Genomic DNA, 17,238 nt, shown 5'->3' with positions numbered 1-17,238 from the left:
AGTAGCTCCAATAGCATTTTTGTAGAAAACACGTAATGCACCTTTTCCAAAGATATTTTCTTACAGAACGAATTTGCTATCGCACATAAAAATGTTTTCGTGGTGAATTCCTAAACGTGTACAGTAAATAGCTGCACCTTCATTTTGGGTTAATAAATGATTACAATTTTTATCAGTCTTCTTACCAAAGAACTTTTTTTCCTTGAGGAGATTTTCCTATAGTGGATTTGTTACGGTTTTTATTTATAACTAGCAATTTGTTGGATTTTTATCTCTACAGAGGCTACGAAATATCTCATCGTAGTATGATTTTTACTTACGGACCATATAAAATTTTATGTTTAATATCAGGAGATTCATTGGAAATATTTTTCACTATTTTAGCTGCCTGTGCAGCCATATTTTTATGCGATTGTGTACAGTATATGGTACACCTAGTTTGATCAGAGTATATTACGTATTTAACTGACGGAAAATCAACCCAGGATATCAACCCAGGATATCAACCCAGGATATCAACCCAGGATATCAACCCAGGATATCAACCCAGGATATCAACCCAGGATATCAACCCAGGATATCTCGGCATAATAGATCCAGGATAAGTAGATCTAGGGTTAGACATATGTTTTAAATGCCAAGAACTGGGATCTACTAAATCGGGACCTGTACGTTTGTAACCCCAAAGAAACAAACTCACCTGCTTTAGAATATTCACCATAACGTACTACTTCATCTATGAATGGTCTGTGATACAACCTTCACGGATATAAAGATCTCTCCCCTATAATTCTAGAGGACTATAAGGTTTAACACTTGATATTGTAGATCTAAATTATTAACGTAGGGATGATTTCTACTATGCTTCCAATAGATACTACAATGATAGATAATATAGTAAACTTAATTGGTTTTTGTTAGGGATCCAGGGATGATTTTTAAAGTTTATGTTGTTGAAATTATCTCTTAAAGAAACAGCTTATGCAGGTTCATTTGCGATAAATCGGACGATTCGGATAAATATTATGACAACTCCTGTAAAATACAGTATACCACCTATCAACCGAAGTTTGTAAAAAGGAACTATAGCTGTTACAGTATCAAGAAAATTTTTGTGCACAAGTGTTCCGTACGGATTGAATTCTTTCCACATCGAAGCTTGTATAACAGCTCCACAATAAAGCGGAATGACATAAAAAATTATCCCAATAGTTACCATACAGAAATGGATATTCGCTAATGTTGGAGAATATAATCGCTTAACTAGCCAATAGATAACTCCAAATGCCATAAAGACGTTCCATACCAAAGTTCCTACATGTGAAATTATCCAGTCGGGAAAATGTACGATGGAATTTAATGTCTTAGTAGCCAGCATGGGACCTTCGAAAGTAGCCATTCCATAGCAGGTCACTGATAAAAATTTTCGGATTGGATTCTCTCTTACTTTATACCATTGAGCATCTGTGCCCAACCGGTAAGAGAGGTATACATTAAATGATGAGGACCTGCCCAGATATAAACGAAAATTAGTGACCAAAAATGAATAATAGATAATTTATAAGAGAAAACAGGCTTTACCTAGGGATATCAACCCAAGTATCGGTGTGGTCAAAATAAAAGCCACAGCATTGTGCCCATACCACCATTGGACCATACCACCATTGGACCACTACGGCATAAATAGAATAGCTATTAAGTGAGTTAAGAGCTATAGGAATCGCAATAAATGTGCAATACGAGAACAGCTACCCAGGAAAAACCATATTGAAACAGACAGATGTTGTACTCTTCTTCTTAAGAGTGTACCAATAATATTTCCGTAGTAAATACACCATACTATAGCAATTAGTATGTCTATTGGCCATTCGTGTTCAGCGTATTCTTTACTGGTATTTATTCCCAGTAGATAAGTAATCCAGGTGAGTACAATCAGAAGTTGCCATCCATAAAAATTGATCCATCGCTGAACATTCTTGTTTTCAATAAACGTTGTAAAGAATAGTAAGAGCCTGTAAAAATTATATTTACTACAAAAGCAAAAACAACGGTATTAGTATGAAGCATTCTCCAACGTCCATAACCTAACATACCGAAAGAATTCTTAAATGATTTATAATCTCTGTCAAAAGCTAGATAACGATAAGTTATCATCTTAAAAACACGTCCTAGCAACATGAAAAATCCCAGTCCACTAAGACTGTCGAAATATCCCAGTCCACTAAGACTGTCGAAATATCCCAGTCCACTAAGACTGTCGAAATATCCCAGTCCACTAAGACTGTCGAAATATCCCGAACCAAAACCTGTCAATACTTCTAAAAAAAAGCGATAGTATGCCCAAGGAATATCTATATAGGACAACAGCATGAGAGGCAGTTTTTAAAAAATCCGTAGCTGAATAGAATATTCCCGGTAAAGAACATTAATAAATGCTGCTTTTTTTCAAGCCAAAGGTCTTACCACAAATATTCTGGAAAAGCTAATAACATTGTGTTAGCAAAAAAAAGTTTCAACACTATGAGAGTATTGGCTAATTCACTTAATTTTATTTAAAAATCTACTGTTGAATGAATAATATCTTTTCATCAGGATGAAATTGTACCACGTTGGTTAGATTTTACAACAGCCATATACAATGAATTGTCGTCAGAAAAAATCTGAAGAAAAAATCGTCCTGATGATCAAAATCGACTAATTTGATGGGTATCAAGAAAATATTTTTCTACTGATGAGAAATTACTGGAGACTGATTAATCTGTATTTATGTAAAATTTCGTCTACGCTTTTACACCCCTGAAAACAGAAAACTTTTATTTTTTCTACAACTTCTTTATTACAGTGAAAACATCGATTAGATAACATTAAATTCTTATCTAATGAGAAATCTAGCGTAGTAATATCTAGCGTAGTAATATCTAGCGTAGTAATATCTAGCGTAGTAATATCTAGCGTAGTAATATCTAGCGTAGTAATATCTAGCGTAGATTATGCAATATTTTTAGATTATTAAAAAGCATCTTTTTCAATTCTGAAATACCTATACCCATCTGAGCAGAAAGAAATACAGTTTTATTAGAATATTTAAGACAGGAATTATGTTTCCACTCTTGGAATGTAAGATTATTTACAGTATCAATCTTGTTAAAGACCATTATAACTGGTTTATCAATTATTCCTATTTCATATAAGGTATCTCGTACTATATGGATATGTTCTTCGAAACTCTCATGAGAAATATCTATAACATGAAGTAAAATATCGGATTCTCTGACTTCATCTAGTGTAGATTTGAAAGATTTTATAAGTAGGGTGGGTAATTTTCGGATGAAACCTACTGTATCGGCTATTAAAAGGGGAATATTACCAATTACTGTTTTTCTTACAGTAGGATCTACTGTGGCAAAAAGTTTATTTTCAATGAAAACAGTAGACTTACTAAGAATATTCATTAAGGTCGATTTTCCAACATTAGTATATCCTATAATAGCAACCCTAATAAATTTATTCCGATGTTTTCTTTGAATAAACATTTGTGTGTCAATACTAAGGAGTCTTCTACGAAGGTAGCCTATACGATCACGTAGTATTCTCCTATCAGTTTCTAGTTCAGTTTCTCCTGGACCACGAAATCCTATACCACCACGCTGTCTTTCTAAATGAGTCCACATACGTGTTAACCGAGATAAAATATATTGATATTGTGCCATTTCTACTTGAGTACGAGCATAGTAAGTCTTTGCACGATTATAAAAAATATCTAGAATGAGTTGTGTACGATCGATAATAGTACATTCAATATATTTTCTAATATTTTTTAGTTGTGTCGGAGAGAGTTCATCATCAAAAATGATAGTATCTATGGTCTGTTTTTTTACGTATACAACGATGTCTTGCAATTTTCCATCCCCGATAAATGTTTTTGGATACGATCTACATACTCTTTGAAAAAAAGTAGCACAGACCTCTATATTTGCCGTTTGTGCTAATAAGTTAAGTTCATCCAAGTATTCTTTAGATTTATTTTTTCCCTGTTCTGTAGTAATCAGACCGATAAGAACAGCTCTTTTACATTGCTTATATTTTTTTTCAATCATATAATGATTTTAAGGATTCATTATTAAAAACCTTTGTACTAATCGAAACTTAACTAAACAACGTAACACAAAGACGTATTACTTATTTATTAAAATAAATAGTCAAAGGAACTCCTTTAAAATCAATTTTTTTTCTTAATTTGTTTTCAATAAAACGTTTATAATTTTCTTTTATATATTTAGGTTTATTAGTAAAAAAATAAAATTTCGGGGTATTAGTAGGTAACTGAGTACAATACTTGATATTTACATGTAGAATGGAACAGGGGGGCGTAGCATGAATGATGGGTAACATTAGTTCGTTTAAACATTTGGTTTTTATTTTTTTCCAACGATTCTTATATACTTTCAACGCAGTTTCAAGAGTTTTTGAAATTCTTTGTTTTGTAATAGATGAAATAAATAAAATAGGCAGCTCTTTTACATTGCTTATATTTTTTTTAATTATCTTTTCATACACTAAGTGTGTATGATGATCTTTTTCGATCATATCCCATTTATTTACTAGAATAATTACCCCCTTTTTATTTTTTTCAATAAAACGAAAAATATTCAAATCCTGTACTTCATATCCTCTTTGAGCATCTATCATCAGTAAACAAACATCAGAATTTTCTATAGCACGTATCGCTCGTATTACAGAATAAAATTCTATAGTTTCTCTAACTTTAGATTTTTGACGAATACCAGCAGTATCTATTAATATGCATTTTATCCCAAAACGGGAATAGTGAACTTGTATAGAATCACGTGTAGTTCCAGAAATATCGGTAACCACATGACGTTCCTCTCCTAATAAGGTATTCATTAAGGTCGATTTTCCAACATTAGGTCGTCCTACTATAGCTATTTTTGGTAGTGTTTCCAAACAGGATTCCTGTGTATAGCTTTTTTGAAGCATAGTCACAAGTTTATCTAAGAGTTCACCACTACCACTACCACTAATAGCTGAAATACAATAATAACATTCGAATCCAAGAGCATAAAACTCTAGAGTCTTCGGGATATATTTAACGCTATCTACTTTATTAACAACTAAAAGAATTGGTTTCTGATATTCACGTAATAATTTAGCTACCTGATAATCTTCGTCCATAATCCCTGATTTAACATCTACCATAAAAAGAACTATATCAGATTCTTTTACAGCTATAACGACCTGTTTTTGGATTTCGGATAAAAATTTATTTTGATTTTTAGAATCAGTAATATAACCACCCGTGTCTATAACAGTAAATAGACGGCCGTTCCATTCTAAAATGCCATAATGTCTATCTCGTGTAACACCACTAATAGAATCTATAATGGCGTCACGACTACCTAAAAACCGGTTGAAAAGAGTAGATTTTCCGACATTAGGACGACCTACTATAGCAATAATAGGATGCATATACAGATATTTAATAATGTAAAACCAGAGAATTTTGTATAGCCAAAAAATATAAATAGAACATTCGGAATGTTCCCTAACCAACAAAGGTTAGGATGGATCGCTACATTAGTATCACCCCCAGCACACATTATACAAGGTTAACGTACAATCTAGTTACTTACCACTACTGCACCTCATTCATTATTTGATTTCTCAGTCTTAGAAATCTTTTCTACTTCCCGTGAGGATTTTATCGCTAATATTAGCGTCTCATTAGGATGTTGAATACTATATCTGTCTGTAAGTAGGTCTTTCACCAATATTTTTCCACCTATACCTATAGAGGTAATGTCAATTTCTATATAATCTGGAAAATTTTTTAAAATAGTTCTGATCTTAAGTTTTCTAAGAGTTATATACAGTTGTCCACCTTGTGCTATTCCTATAGATCTTCCTATGATTTTTACTGGGATCTCTACAACGATAGGTTTGTTCTCTTGTAGTTTAAGAAAATCTGCATGTAAGATAATATCGGATATAGGATGTAATTGAACATCCTTCAGAATTGTTTCAATTCTTCCTCCCTCTTTCCATTCAATGATTACTGTATATGTCTCAGGTGTATCAACAATATGTTTTAATATGGATAGAGGAGTGGAAAAATGAAAAGTTTCTCCATTACTATACACAACACAAGGAACCTTCCCAATCTTCCGTAAGGATCTAGTGAATTTTTTTCCTACGTTGTTTCTTTTTTCCACTAGGATGGTTATAGATTTCATAGATTATTTATTGTGTATAAGATATTGCATCGGCAAAAAGAGCAGCGCTAGATAGAACTTTTATCTTACATGAAGAAATTCTCTTAATAGAGAGACTATCAGTAACTACTAACTCTTCAAGACAAGAAGAGATTATTCTTTCATAAGAATCCCCTGAAAGGACTGGATGAGTAGCTATAGCACGGACGCTATTTGCACCTTGTTCTTTTATCAAGTCAGCTGCCATAGTTATAGTTTCTGCCGTATCTACTATATCATCAATTAATATGACATGTCTACCTTTAACCTCACCAATTAGGTGTATGCTATCAATCTTATTGGACTTTGTTCTTTCCTTATAACAGATAACCCTGTCAGCATTCAAATCATTCGCATAGTTTTTTATTCTATTAGCTCCACCAATATCTGGGGAAGCTATAGTAATATTTTGTAAATTAAGAGATTTTACATATTTCATAAAAATCTTATAGGCATATAAATGATCTATAGGAATTTTAAAAAAACCCTGTATTTGATCGGTATGTAAATCCATAGTTATTACACGTGTAGCTCCGGAGGCTTCTATAAGATTAGTAACGAGTTTAGCGCCAATTGGAGAACGAGATTTGTTTTTACGGTCTTGACGAGCCCAACCGAAATAAGGAATTACTAATATAATCTCCTTAGCTAATGCACGATGAGCGGCATCGCACATTAAGAGAAGTTCCATTAAATTATCTGCCGGAGGAACCGTTGAACCAATAAGAAAAACACGCATTCCCCGAACTGATTGTTCTAACGATGGCTCATACTCCCCGTCTTCAAACTCAATAAAATTAATATCTCCTAATGATTCACCATATAATGAAGAAATTTTTTTAGATAAATCTTTACTGTTTCTTGTAGAGAACAAAATAGATTTGTTTGACATTATCATATAGAATTTTTCTAATATAAAAAGACATAAATGATAACGTACAAAAAATAAAATGTTTTATATATGTTTTCTAGAATATTTTGACAGAGAATAACAGTCTCCAATGCAATATATACGTTGTGTATTTTTTCCTTCTATGCAATACTTAAAATAACAAGAGGTAATTCCCCATTTAGGAACTCCAGATATCATACTATAGGTTCACACGTTCATTTCTTAATCTTTGAGCTAATCGGTGAAGTTTAGTAAATGACGTTCGGTATAGGCACTAATGATGTACGTATATTCATGCCTCGTTAATGAACCACCATTAATTGAAAAGTTGCTTCTATTCATGATGTGCGTTTACAAGTAATGAAAACTAAACTGGATGTTATCCATGGTTGTGCTTGCATTCCTCTTTTTACAAAGAAGAATCCTTAAATTGTATGGAATAAAAGTATATTTTAATTTACAAAAAATCTTTTAAATAAAAAGGTTCAACAGATTCAATATTCTCAAATTTATGTTGCTGAAAACGTTCTTCGGAAAGAGAGCTCATGTATTTTGCAGATGGAAAAAATTCTGGCCAATAATACGCAGATATTTTTAACAACTTTTTAGCTTTTTGTGCTCCATCTCCAAATATATAAATTTGATTTTTTGTATATTCTATAAAGCTGTTCTCATCAAGAATTTTCGCCTCAATAGTTGTCATCTTTTTTTTATTAAAAATTGCAGTGTAAACCTCGTTTCTTTGTGAATCTATCATAGGAATCAATATTCCTTGATTAGCATTGAACCCATGTACCATAATCGTTAAAGTATCTATAGCTATTAGTGGAATATTTAAACCATAACACAAACCTTTAGCCGCAGAAACTCCTGTTCTAAGACCAGTATAAGAACCAGGACCTTTACTAACAGAAACAGCATTGAGTTCATAAATACTTATAGCAGACTTTTTAAATACATAATCCATAAATTTATGGAGATTTTCAGAATGCGAATAATATTTAGAATTTTCTTCAACTAAAATTTGTAAAATGCCATTCTGAACTAGAGATACAGAACAATTTCTAGTTGCAGTTTCTATATTAAGTATAATCGCCATCAAATAACCTGTTTTTAGTAAGCAAGATAAGATTGTCTATAGCTATCGGGTTAAAAAATGAATAATTGTACAGACCTTAGCGTATACCTTAGCGGATACCGTAGCGTATACCTTAGCGGATACCGTAGCGTATACCTTAGCGGATACCGTAGCGTATACCTTAGCGGATCCCGTAGCGTATACCTTAGCGGATCCCGTAGCGTATACCTTAGCGGATCCCGTAAGCATGGTATTATGTGGAAACGTAGCTGCTCGTCCGGCTAATAAACACTAACACTCTAAAGTTGCACAACTACGCTCCTCAAATTCTGTTTTAGCTATAGTTAATCCGGTAGATTATAAATATCCCTAATAGAATTATTTCAATAATGAGATTTTTTGTTATGTCTAAAACATTTAAAGAATATAATAAATTTAATCTTAATCAATGGGCTTCAGAAATAGACAATTTCTGGAAAAAAAACAATATTTTTGAGAAAAGCATTACCTACCGGGAAGGTAGAAATGTCTATGTATTTTATGAAGGCCCTCCATCAGCAAACGGATATCCTGGTATTCACCATGTAATGGTTCGTACTATAAAAGACGTATTTTGTAGATATCATACTTTAAAAGGAGAAAAAGTATACCGTAAATCCGGTTGGGACGCACATGGATTACCCATAGAACTTAGCGTCGAAAAAGAACTTAATATTACAAAAGAAGATATCGGTAAAAAAATTAGTGTAGAAGAATATAATAAGACTTGTCTTATATATGTGATGCGTTACACTAGTATATGGAAAAAATTTACTGATAAAATAGGATATTGGATAGATCATAAAACTCCGTATATGACTTATCACTCAAAATATATAGAAAGTCTATGGTGGATTTTGAAGCAATTCTATAAAAAAAAATTCTTATATAAGGGATACACTGTACAACCCTATTCTCCGGCTGCTGGAACTGGATTGAGCACACATGAACTTAATCTACCTGGTACTTATAAAGAAATTACTGATACCACGATTGTGGTACAGTTTAAAGCTATAAAAGAGAGTCTTCCTACTTTTTTAAAAGTACTAACAAGAAATGTCTATTTCTTAGCATGGACTACTACCCCTTGGACTCTTCCTTCAAATACTGCTCTTACTATTGGTCCGTATATAGAATATCTAGTGATAGATACATTTAATTCCTATTCCTTTGAAAGGATGTATGTTATATTAGCCAAGGTTTTGATTAGTAAAATACTTTATGATAAATACTTTCCAGTATCATCCAACGTTTCATTAGAAGTATTTCAAAAAGGAGATCAAAAAGGAGATCAAAAAGGAGATCAAAAAGGAGATCAAAAAGGAGATCAAAAAGGAGATCATAAAATCCCTTATAAAATAATAAAGACTTTTTACGGAAAAAGTATTGTAGGAAGCCGTTACGAACAGTTATTACCTTGGGTAATTCCCTACGAAAGGAAAAAAAATGCCTTTAAAGTTATTTCCGGAGATTTTGTTACTACTGATACCGGTACAGGTATTGTACATATTGCACCAACTTTTGGGGTTGATGACGCTGAAGTAGCTCAGAAAAATGAAATACCTCCTATGTTAGTATGGGATTCTGTAAAAAAACAAGCTCTACCCTTGGTAGATGTACAAGGACGTTTTATTCAACGTCTACCTAAACCATTTGCTGGAAAATATGTTCGCAATGAATACTACAATACGGAAAAATCTACTGAATTTTCAGTGGACGTAGAATTGTCTGCCATATTGCAGAGGGAAGGAAAAGTTTTTAAAATTGAGAAATATCAACACTATTATCCACATTGTTGGCGTACAGACAAACCGATACTTTATTATCCTTTAGATACTTGGTGTATTAAAACTACTGCCGCTAAATCTGATCTTATTTACCTCAATAAGAATATTCATTGGGTTCCTACTTCTACTGGAACTAGTCGTTTCAATCACTGGCTTGAAAACCTTAACGATTGGAATCTTTCCCGATCAAGATATTGGGGAGTTCCGCTCCCAATATGGCGGACACATAAAGAAGAAAGAATTATAGGATCGTTTGAAGAATTGAGGTTTGAAATAGAAAAATCAATTAAGGCTGGATTCATGAAAGAAAATCCTCTAAAATATTTTGTCCCTGGAGATATGAGCAATGAAAATTACCAAAAAGTTGATGTGCATAAACCATTTGTGGATGATATTATTTTAGTTTCTACTAGGGGGACCCCAATGCATAGAGAGTCTGACTTAATTGATGTGTGGTTTGATTCAGGAGCTATGCCATTTGCACAATGGCATTATCCTTTTGAAAATCATGAAAAAATAGATAAAGGAAAGTTTTATCCTGCTAATTTTATAGCGGAAGGGGTTGACCAGACTCGTGGATGGTTTTACACTTTACATGCTATTTCTTCTATGCTTTTTAAGTCAGTAGCTTATAAAAATGTAGTGGCTATTGGTTTAGTACTCGATAAAAACGGACATAAAATGTCCAAAAGCAAGGGAAACACTGTGAATCCTTTTGAAGTATTAGACTTGTTTGGTCCTGATGCGACCCGTTGGTATATGCTTTCAAAGGTACAACCTTGGGAAAATCTGAAATTCGATATATCCGGTATTGATGAAGTCCGTAGAAAATTTTTTGGAACTCTTTATAATACTTATGCATTCTTTGCAATGTATGCAAATATAGATGGATTTTGTTATAAAGAAAATTTTCTTCCTATAGTAGAACGTCCTGAGATGGACAGATGGATTCTTTCAGAATTACACCAGTTAATTAAGAAGGTAGAAATTTATTATGATACCTATAATACTACTCGTGCTACTAGGATTATCTCTCAATTTGTAATTGACGATTTGAGTAATTGGTACATTAGGATTTGTCGTCGGAGATTTTGGAAGGAAAAATATTCTAAAGATAAAGTGTCTGCTTATCAGACGTTATACGATTGTTTGCTTACAATATCCATAATGAGTTCTCCTATAGCACCTTTTTTTTCTGATAAACTTTACATGAATTTAGTATATACAACTAAAAAATATTTTTTTGAAAGTGTACATTTGGCTTATTTTCCTAAATATTATGAAAAAATTATCGACAAACGGATAAAAAAATGTATGCATTTGGCACAACGCGTCACTTCAATAGTTTTCTCTTTTAGAAAAAAAAAGAACATAAAGGTTAGACAACCTCTTAGAAAATTAATTATTTTTGTTTCTTCTTTTGAAGAAGAGATTTTTAGTCTTTACGAGATTCTTAAACAGGAAGTAAATGTTAAGGAAATTAAATTTTTAACCCACAAAGCTTACAGTCAATTTTTTATTAGGGAAATAAAGCCTAATTTTAAGATGTTAGGTCCTAGATTTGGTAAACGTACACGGATTATTTCTGATATTCTTAAAAAATTTACTCAACAGCAAATTGATCATATGGAAAAATATGGCCATTCTATTATAGAAATAGAAGGTATTAAAGAAAAGATCACTATAAAAGAGGTGAATATTGTAATAAAGACATCTAAAAATTGGTTAATAGCCTCCGACAAGGAGATAACTGTTGTTCTCGACCTAGAAATAGATAACGTATTACGTTATGAGGGAATAGCTAGAGAATTGATCAATAGAATACAGAATATACGTAAAAAGAAAGAGTTAGGGATAACTGATCAAATTATTTTATCTATTGCAGCTTCTCCTGAACTAGAAAAAGTTATAAAATTACACAGAGAGTATATTTGCGAAGAAACTCTTTCCGTCTCTCTATCCTTAGATTATAACTTAGGAGACATGGTAGATTTTGAGGGAGAAACTCTAAGAATATTCGTTAAAAAATTTAGTAAAAAAGGCTAAAGAAGATCTTTCCATGCTGATATAAACGACAAAAACAATGGTACTGAGGATACTTATCCGACCTTTTTGATAAAGAGCGTTTATAATGTAATCTATTCTTAAGTCGGGGCGACTGGATTCGAACCAGCGACCACACACCCCCCAGGCATGCACTCTACCCAAACTGAGCTACACCCCGTACAGATACTAATCGCTCTCCAGGCTGGACTTGAACCCGCGACTCCCTGATTAACAGTCAGGTGCTCTAACCAACTGAGCTACTGAAGATACTTAATTCTCTCTTACAAATGTAGTATTTATCTTGTGATGATCAAAATCACAAGCTAGCTAGATAAGTCATAATTTACTGGAGCAACTCCGCGCTTAGCTTAACTTAGCCCTAGTTCGTTATAATGCTTGTAACGTGCAAATCATAAAAAAATATCCCCATAAAAATTTTTCTTCTGACCAAGATATTAAATGGTGTCCAGGCTGTGGAAACTACTCTATTTTAAAACAGGTCCAAACTATTTTACCTGAAATAGGCTTTCCTAAGGAAAAAATAGTTTTTGTCTCAGGGATAGGTTGTTCTTCACGTTTTCCATACTATATGGATACTTTTGGTCTTCATGGTATTCATGGACGAGCTCCAGCTATAGCTACAGGTATTAAACTCGCAAATCCTGATTTAAATGTGTGGATTATTACTGGAGATGGTGATGGACTTTCTATCGGAGGAAATCACATGATTCATCTACTTAGGAGGAATTTAGATGTAAATATTCTGTTATTTAATAATGAGATTTATGGTCTAACTAAGGGACAACATTCACCAACTTCAAGGTTAGGGTTTAAGACAAAATCTTCTCCATTAGGTACCATTGATTATCCATTCAATCCGTTGAGTTTGGTATTAGGAGCTGGAGCTAGCTTTATAGCAAGAACTACGGATAGAGATCCTAAACATTTACGTGATATGTTACTAAGAGCACAAGAGCACAGAGGAACCTCTTTTTTAGAAATATATCAAAATTGCAATGTCTTTAATGATGGAGTTTTTGAAAATTTTACTGAAAAAAGTAAAAAAGTTAATCATACACTTTCTCTTAAGCAAGGGGAATTGATGATATTCGGTTATGAAAAACAATATGGCATACGTCTTGACGGTATATATCCTAAGGTAATTTCTCTACAAGAAAGTTCTTATAGTTTTTCAGATATTTGGATCCATGATGAAAATGATCGTCCGAAAGCAGAGATTTTAACGAGATTCTTTGGTACACCAGGAGATGAAAAATTTCCTCGTCCTTTTGGGGTCTTTTATAAAGAAGAACGTACTACTTATGACATGCTATTTCATGATCAAATTTCTCTTGCACAGAAGAACCATCCTATGTCACTGGACATACTGCTTAGTGGAGATTTACATTGGAAAATATAATGTTATCTTATCCTTACCAGGCACTGTAGGCACTGTGGCCGAATGGTCTAGGCAAAGGTCTGCAAAACCTTTTATAGCGGTTCGATTCCGCTCTGTGCCTCTATAACAAGCGTTCCCGTTAATCTAAAAAAAAACTAAGCAATTTTTAGGTGATAATATCAGACCTGCAGCATAATTTGCAGTGCTTTATTGACCTGCAGCATAATTTGCAGTGCTTTATTGACCTGCAGCATAATTTGCAGTGCTTTATTGACCTGCAGCATAATTTGCAGTGCTTTATTGACCTGCAGCATAATTTGCAGTGTGACCCAAAGCCTCTTGTGTAGTTATTTTTTTGTGTTAATACCTAAGTACTGGCCTGGTCTTGAATATATTCCACACCCAACGGAAGAATTTTTAACGAATAAGGTATCGATATACTAACTCCTTTATATCTCCTGTCCAACTTTTCTTTCTATTAGTAAAGTCGCTATACTACGATGATCCATTATTTTTATGAGACCAATTTTAAGATTTATAATAGAAAAAAATTAAAAAAATGGTTAAAAAATATAATCCAAAAGGAAAATGCATATATTTCCAATCTAAATTTTATATTTTGCAATGATCAATATTTATTAAAAATAAATAAAAGTTATCTTAATAAAGATTTTGACACTGATGTTATTACATTCGATTATGTTAAAAAAAAACAAATATCCGGAGATATATTCATTAGTATAGAAAGAGTCAAATATAATGCTTTAAAATGGAAGCAATATTTTGATATAGAGCTTTATAGGGTAATGGCACATGCTATTCTGCATTTATTAGGTTACAAAGATAATCTGTATAAAGAGAGGTTAATTCTTCATGCAAAAGAAGACTTTTATTTAAATTTACTCAACTTATAGGTTTTAATTATACAAAGAGTGTTTTCCACTATTTATGATATTATTATAATAGGTGGCGGCCATGCTGGTGCTGAAGCATCTGCTGCAGCATCCCGAATGGGATCTTCTGTTCTTTTGATTACCATGAATCTCCAAACCATTGGATATCTATCCTGTAATCCTGCAATGGGTGGTATAGCTAAAGGACAAATGATTCGTGAAATAGATGCCTTAGGTGGTTATTCTGGTATTATTACAGACGAAACCATGATTCAATTCAGAATGCTTAACCGATCAAAAGGTCCTGCTATGTGGAGCCCAAGAGCACAGTTAGATCGTATGCGTTTTTCTGAAACATGGCGTTTCAAATTAGAGAGTTTACCAAAAGTAGACTTTCTTCAAGATTCAGTCACAGAACTTTTGATCCAAAAAAAAAAGATCCTAGGTGTTAAAACAGCACTAGGAATAGAGATTACAAGTAGGGCAGTAATACTTGCTAGCGGGACGTTCCTTAACGGGATGATTTATATCGGAGAAAAACAATATCGTGGTGGACGTATCTCGGATAAATTTTCTACAGGACTTACTGAACAACTAAGATATTTAGGTTTTTTAACCGGACGAATGAAAACAGGCACTTCTCCAAGAGTAGATGGAAGGTCATTGGATTATTCAACTATGTCTGAACAAATAGGTGATGAAAACCCTCAAAATTTTTCTTATATCAATACTCCTGCTTTAAAAAAGCAACGTAGTTGTTATATCACTCAGACCACTGATATAGTTCATGATATATTACGTTCAGGTTTTAAACGTTCACCTATATTCAATAGATCGATCCACGGAATAGGACCTCGTTATTGTCCTTCTATTGAAGATAAAATTTATCGTTTTGATGAACGTCATCATCATCAAATATTTGTAGAACCAGAAGGTTGGAATACTACAGAAATGTATGTTAATGGGTTTTCTACTTCTCTACCTCAAGAGATTCAGTGCGAAGCATTGAGAAAAATTCCTGGATTTGAACGTGTAAAGATATTAAAATTAGGTTATGCTATAGAATATGATTACTTTCCACCAATACAATTAAATCATTCTCTCGAAACGAAACTGATAAAAAATTTATTCTTTGCTGGACAAATTAACGGAACTACAGGTTATGAAGAAGCAGCAGCACAAGGTATTATAGCTGGGATAAATGCCCATTTAAAAATAAATAAAAAAGAACCATTTATTTTACATAGACATGAAGCTTATATAGGAGTATTAATTGATGATTTAGTAACTAAAGGTACTGAAGAACCTTATAGAATGTTTACTTCTAGGGCTGAGCATCGAATATTGCTAAGGCAAGATAATGCCGACGAACGGCTTACACCCGTAGGGTATAAATTAGGATTATCTAAAGAAGATCGGATTAAAAAACTTAAAAAAAAGTTAAAATTGATAAAAGATTGCGTGAATTTTCTCTACGAGACAAATTTACATCCTGATGTCGTAAATATAATTTTAGAAAAAAAAGGAAGTACACTACTTTCTCAACCGATTCGGTTATCTTCATTACTTTCACGACCAGAAATTTCCATCAAAGACTTTTATCATCTTTCTATTTTCCAATATTATAGAAATTTGCATTCTATAAACGAAGAAGAACTTGAGCAAGTGTCTATCCAAATTAAATATAAAGGCTATATCGAACGTGAAAAGAACATGGCCGCTAAAATTTCACGTCTTGAAAACATTGGTATTCCAGATAATTTTGATTATGGAATCATAGGAGCTCTATCATCCGAAGCAAGAGAGAAACTGGTTTATCGGAACCCTCGTTCCATTGGACAAGCTTCAAGAATTAGTGGAGTTTCTCCAGCAGATATTAGTGCACTTCTGATTTATCTTAATCGTTAATATTTTATATTCTGTAAATAGACCTAAGTGTTTATTTCCAATAGCGAGAACAAATGCCTGGTCTGCAAGTCAGGTATATGTTTTATTTCATTGATCATAGTATCTTCTAGACCACTGCGAATAAGGGAAATTTCACAGATTTTTCTCTTAAATATTCTTTTCACTTATACGTTCACGAATAATTTCTGCATTAATATTTTCGCTAAACCGTTTTTCTAATCTCCCGTAGCGCACCTTACTTAGATTTTTTACCAGCATTTAGATAAACATACGGAATGATAATAATACCTCTCTGATTCATAACCTCATCGGCATCATAGGACCATTGGCTGCCTAATTTTTGCATTACCTATATTTTCTAGAGCAGAGGTAATTAAAATGTCGCATTCAATAGCCTTAGCCTTTATCTTGAATATATTTTCCATGTGGATATGCTAATCCATTTTCGTTGCCCCCTCTCTCTCAGCTATCGCTATTATTTTAGCACCAGCTTCGTAAAAAAAACTTTGCAGCGTGATATACTACATTTCCTAGTCCTTGGATGATGATACTATTTCTTCTCTAGCTTGGCAAAGCTCTGTTGGTCCATACGGTAACGCCCCACTTCCCCAGGCTTTAATGATAATCCAACTAATTTATAATCAGGTGCTGGGACATCCAGTACTGGACCGATAATTGTAACGGCGCGGAATTTTTTCAATATATTCTTCAGGAAAAGTTTGCGGATCTATAACCACCCTTTGCACCTACGAAAGGAACATTGACTATGGCACATTTAGACGTCATAAGTGCCGCTAGAGCCATTAATTTACAGCGGGACTGTTACTCCTTTACTGGGAAGTTTATGATGCTACCCTGATCGGATTCGATTACCTTTATTTCTTTTCCAAGTTTTCCCGTCAAATGTCTTCTATATACAGAATAGCA

General features: G+C 33.2%; 11 protein-coding genes, 3 tRNA genes and 1 pseudogene. 5 read left to right on the top strand and 10 right to left on the bottom strand.

The genetic code is table 11. The annotated features are described in order from the left end of the window. Window positions 1–562 precede the first annotated feature (562 nt). The 6 genes and pseudogenes from AAHJ01_RS01040 to tsaB form a co-directional block, all read right to left on the bottom strand. Window positions 563–2,106, bottom strand: a pseudogene (locus AAHJ01_RS01040) (cbb3-type cytochrome c oxidase subunit I); the annotation flags it as partial. An 872-nt stretch (window positions 2,107–2,978) separates the two neighbouring features. After that, the gene (hflX, locus tag AAHJ01_RS01035; protein WP_342226773.1) at window positions 2,979–4,097 is read right to left on the bottom strand and encodes a GTPase HflX; all 1,119 of its coding nucleotides are present in this window, start codon (window positions 4,095–4,097) and stop codon (window positions 2,979–2,981) included. Window positions 4,098–4,179: 82 nt separating this feature from the next. Further along, window positions 4,180–5,487, bottom strand: a complete 1,308-nt coding sequence (gene der, locus AAHJ01_RS01030; RefSeq protein WP_342226772.1) for a ribosome biogenesis GTPase Der — start codon at window positions 5,485–5,487, stop codon at window positions 4,180–4,182. 176 nt (window positions 5,488–5,663) lie between these two features. Further along, on the bottom strand, window positions 5,664–6,251 hold the full coding sequence (locus tag AAHJ01_RS01025) for a 50S ribosomal protein L25 (protein WP_342226771.1): 588 nt from the start codon (window positions 6,249–6,251) through the stop codon (window positions 5,664–5,666). Between the two features lie 7 nt (window positions 6,252–6,258). Further along, entirely contained in the window at window positions 6,259–7,161 is a 903-nt protein-coding gene (locus AAHJ01_RS01020) for a ribose-phosphate pyrophosphokinase (RefSeq protein WP_342226770.1), read from the bottom strand. Window positions 7,162–7,618: 457 nt separating this feature from the next. Continuing rightward, a complete protein-coding gene (gene tsaB / locus AAHJ01_RS01015; protein WP_342226769.1) occupies window positions 7,619–8,260 on the bottom strand; it encodes a tRNA (adenosine(37)-N6)-threonylcarbamoyltransferase complex dimerization subunit type 1 TsaB in 642 nt (213 codons plus the stop codon). A 383-nt stretch (window positions 8,261–8,643) separates the two neighbouring features. Between tsaB and AAHJ01_RS01010 the strand changes: the two genes are divergently transcribed. Beyond that, a complete protein-coding gene (locus AAHJ01_RS01010) occupies window positions 8,644–12,111 on the top strand; it encodes a class I tRNA ligase family protein (protein WP_342226768.1) in 3,468 nt (1,155 codons plus the stop codon). Window positions 12,112–12,214: 103 nt separating this feature from the next. Here AAHJ01_RS01010 and AAHJ01_RS01005 read toward each other — a convergent pair. Further along, window positions 12,215–12,289, bottom strand: a tRNA-Pro gene (locus AAHJ01_RS01005). A gap of 15 nt (window positions 12,290–12,304) precedes the next feature. Further along, window positions 12,305–12,378: transfer RNA gene (locus AAHJ01_RS01000), tRNA-Asn, on the bottom strand. A 136-nt stretch (window positions 12,379–12,514) separates the two neighbouring features. On the opposite strand from AAHJ01_RS01000, the gene AAHJ01_RS00995 reads away from it, so the two are divergent. Together AAHJ01_RS00995 and AAHJ01_RS00990 are read left to right on the top strand one after the other, a co-directional pair. After that, entirely contained in the window at window positions 12,515–13,531 is a 1,017-nt protein-coding gene (locus AAHJ01_RS00995; RefSeq protein ID WP_342226767.1) for a 2-oxoacid:ferredoxin oxidoreductase subunit beta, read from the top strand. 28 nt (window positions 13,532–13,559) lie between these two features. Next, window positions 13,560–13,631 (top strand) — tRNA-Cys (locus AAHJ01_RS00990). Between the two features lie 58 nt (window positions 13,632–13,689). Here the strand turns inward: AAHJ01_RS00990 and AAHJ01_RS00985 are convergent. Continuing rightward, window positions 13,690–13,824 (bottom strand): hypothetical protein, encoded by a 135-nt coding sequence (locus AAHJ01_RS00985; RefSeq protein WP_342226766.1) that lies wholly within the window; start codon window positions 13,822–13,824, stop codon window positions 13,690–13,692. 186 nt (window positions 13,825–14,010) lie between these two features. On the opposite strand from AAHJ01_RS00985, the gene ybeY reads away from it, so the two are divergent. Together ybeY and mnmG are read left to right on the top strand one after the other, a co-directional pair. Next, window positions 14,011–14,424: an rRNA maturation RNase YbeY gene (gene ybeY / locus AAHJ01_RS00980; RefSeq protein ID WP_342226765.1), complete on the top strand. Its 414-nt coding sequence runs from the start codon at window positions 14,011–14,013 to the stop codon at window positions 14,422–14,424. Between the two features lie 18 nt (window positions 14,425–14,442). Further along, window positions 14,443–16,311 carry a tRNA uridine-5-carboxymethylaminomethyl(34) synthesis enzyme MnmG gene (gene mnmG / locus AAHJ01_RS00975; protein WP_342226764.1) on the top strand — a complete coding sequence of 623 codons (1,869 nt, stop codon included), beginning with the start codon at window positions 14,443–14,445 and terminating at the stop codon, window positions 16,309–16,311. A gap of 708 nt (window positions 16,312–17,019) precedes the next feature. On the opposite strand, the gene AAHJ01_RS01550 is transcribed toward mnmG, so the two are convergent. Next, on the bottom strand, window positions 17,020–17,097 hold the full coding sequence (locus tag AAHJ01_RS01550) for a hypothetical protein (protein ID WP_425286282.1): 78 nt from the start codon (window positions 17,095–17,097) through the stop codon (window positions 17,020–17,022). Window positions 17,098–17,238 lie beyond the last annotated feature (141 nt).

It is taken from the genome of Candidatus Walczuchella endosymbiont of Icerya purchasi, assembly GCF_964030875.1.
GTDB lineage: Bacteria > Bacteroidota > Bacteroidia > Flavobacteriales > Blattabacteriaceae > Walczuchella.
The sequence above is the reverse complement of the archived record's forward strand: the minus strand, read 5'-3'. Positions and strand labels throughout refer to the sequence as shown.

What these genes read in the sequence shown, in the direction of transcription:
- hflX (WP_342226773.1), bottom strand. Translation starts at nt 4,097, where the DNA reads ATGATTGAAAAAAAATATAAGCAATGTAAAAGAGCTGTTCTTATCGGT.
- der (WP_342226772.1), bottom strand. Translation starts at nt 5,487, where the DNA reads ATGCATCCTATTATTGCTATAGTAGGTCGTCCTAATGTCGGAAAATCT.
- AAHJ01_RS01025 (WP_342226771.1), bottom strand. Translation starts at nt 6,251, where the DNA reads ATGAAATCTATAACCATCCTAGTGGAAAAAAGAAACAACGTAGGAAAA.
- AAHJ01_RS01020 (WP_342226770.1), bottom strand. Translation starts at nt 7,161, where the DNA reads ATGTCAAACAAATCTATTTTGTTCTCTACAAGAAACAGTAAAGATTTA.
- tsaB (WP_342226769.1), bottom strand. Translation starts at nt 8,260, where the DNA reads ATGGCGATTATACTTAATATAGAAACTGCAACTAGAAATTGTTCTGTA.
- AAHJ01_RS01010 (WP_342226768.1), top strand. Translation starts at nt 8,644, where the DNA reads ATGTCTAAAACATTTAAAGAATATAATAAATTTAATCTTAATCAATGG.
- AAHJ01_RS00985 (WP_342226766.1), bottom strand. Translation starts at nt 13,824, where the DNA reads ATGCTGCAGGTCAATAAAGCACTGCAAATTATGCTGCAGGTCAATAAA.
- ybeY (WP_342226765.1), top strand. Translation starts at nt 14,011, where the DNA reads ATGATCCATTATTTTTATGAGACCAATTTTAAGATTTATAATAGAAAA.
- AAHJ01_RS01550 (WP_425286282.1), bottom strand. Translation starts at nt 17,097, where the DNA reads ATGACGTCTAAATGTGCCATAGTCAATGTTCCTTTCGTAGGTGCAAAG.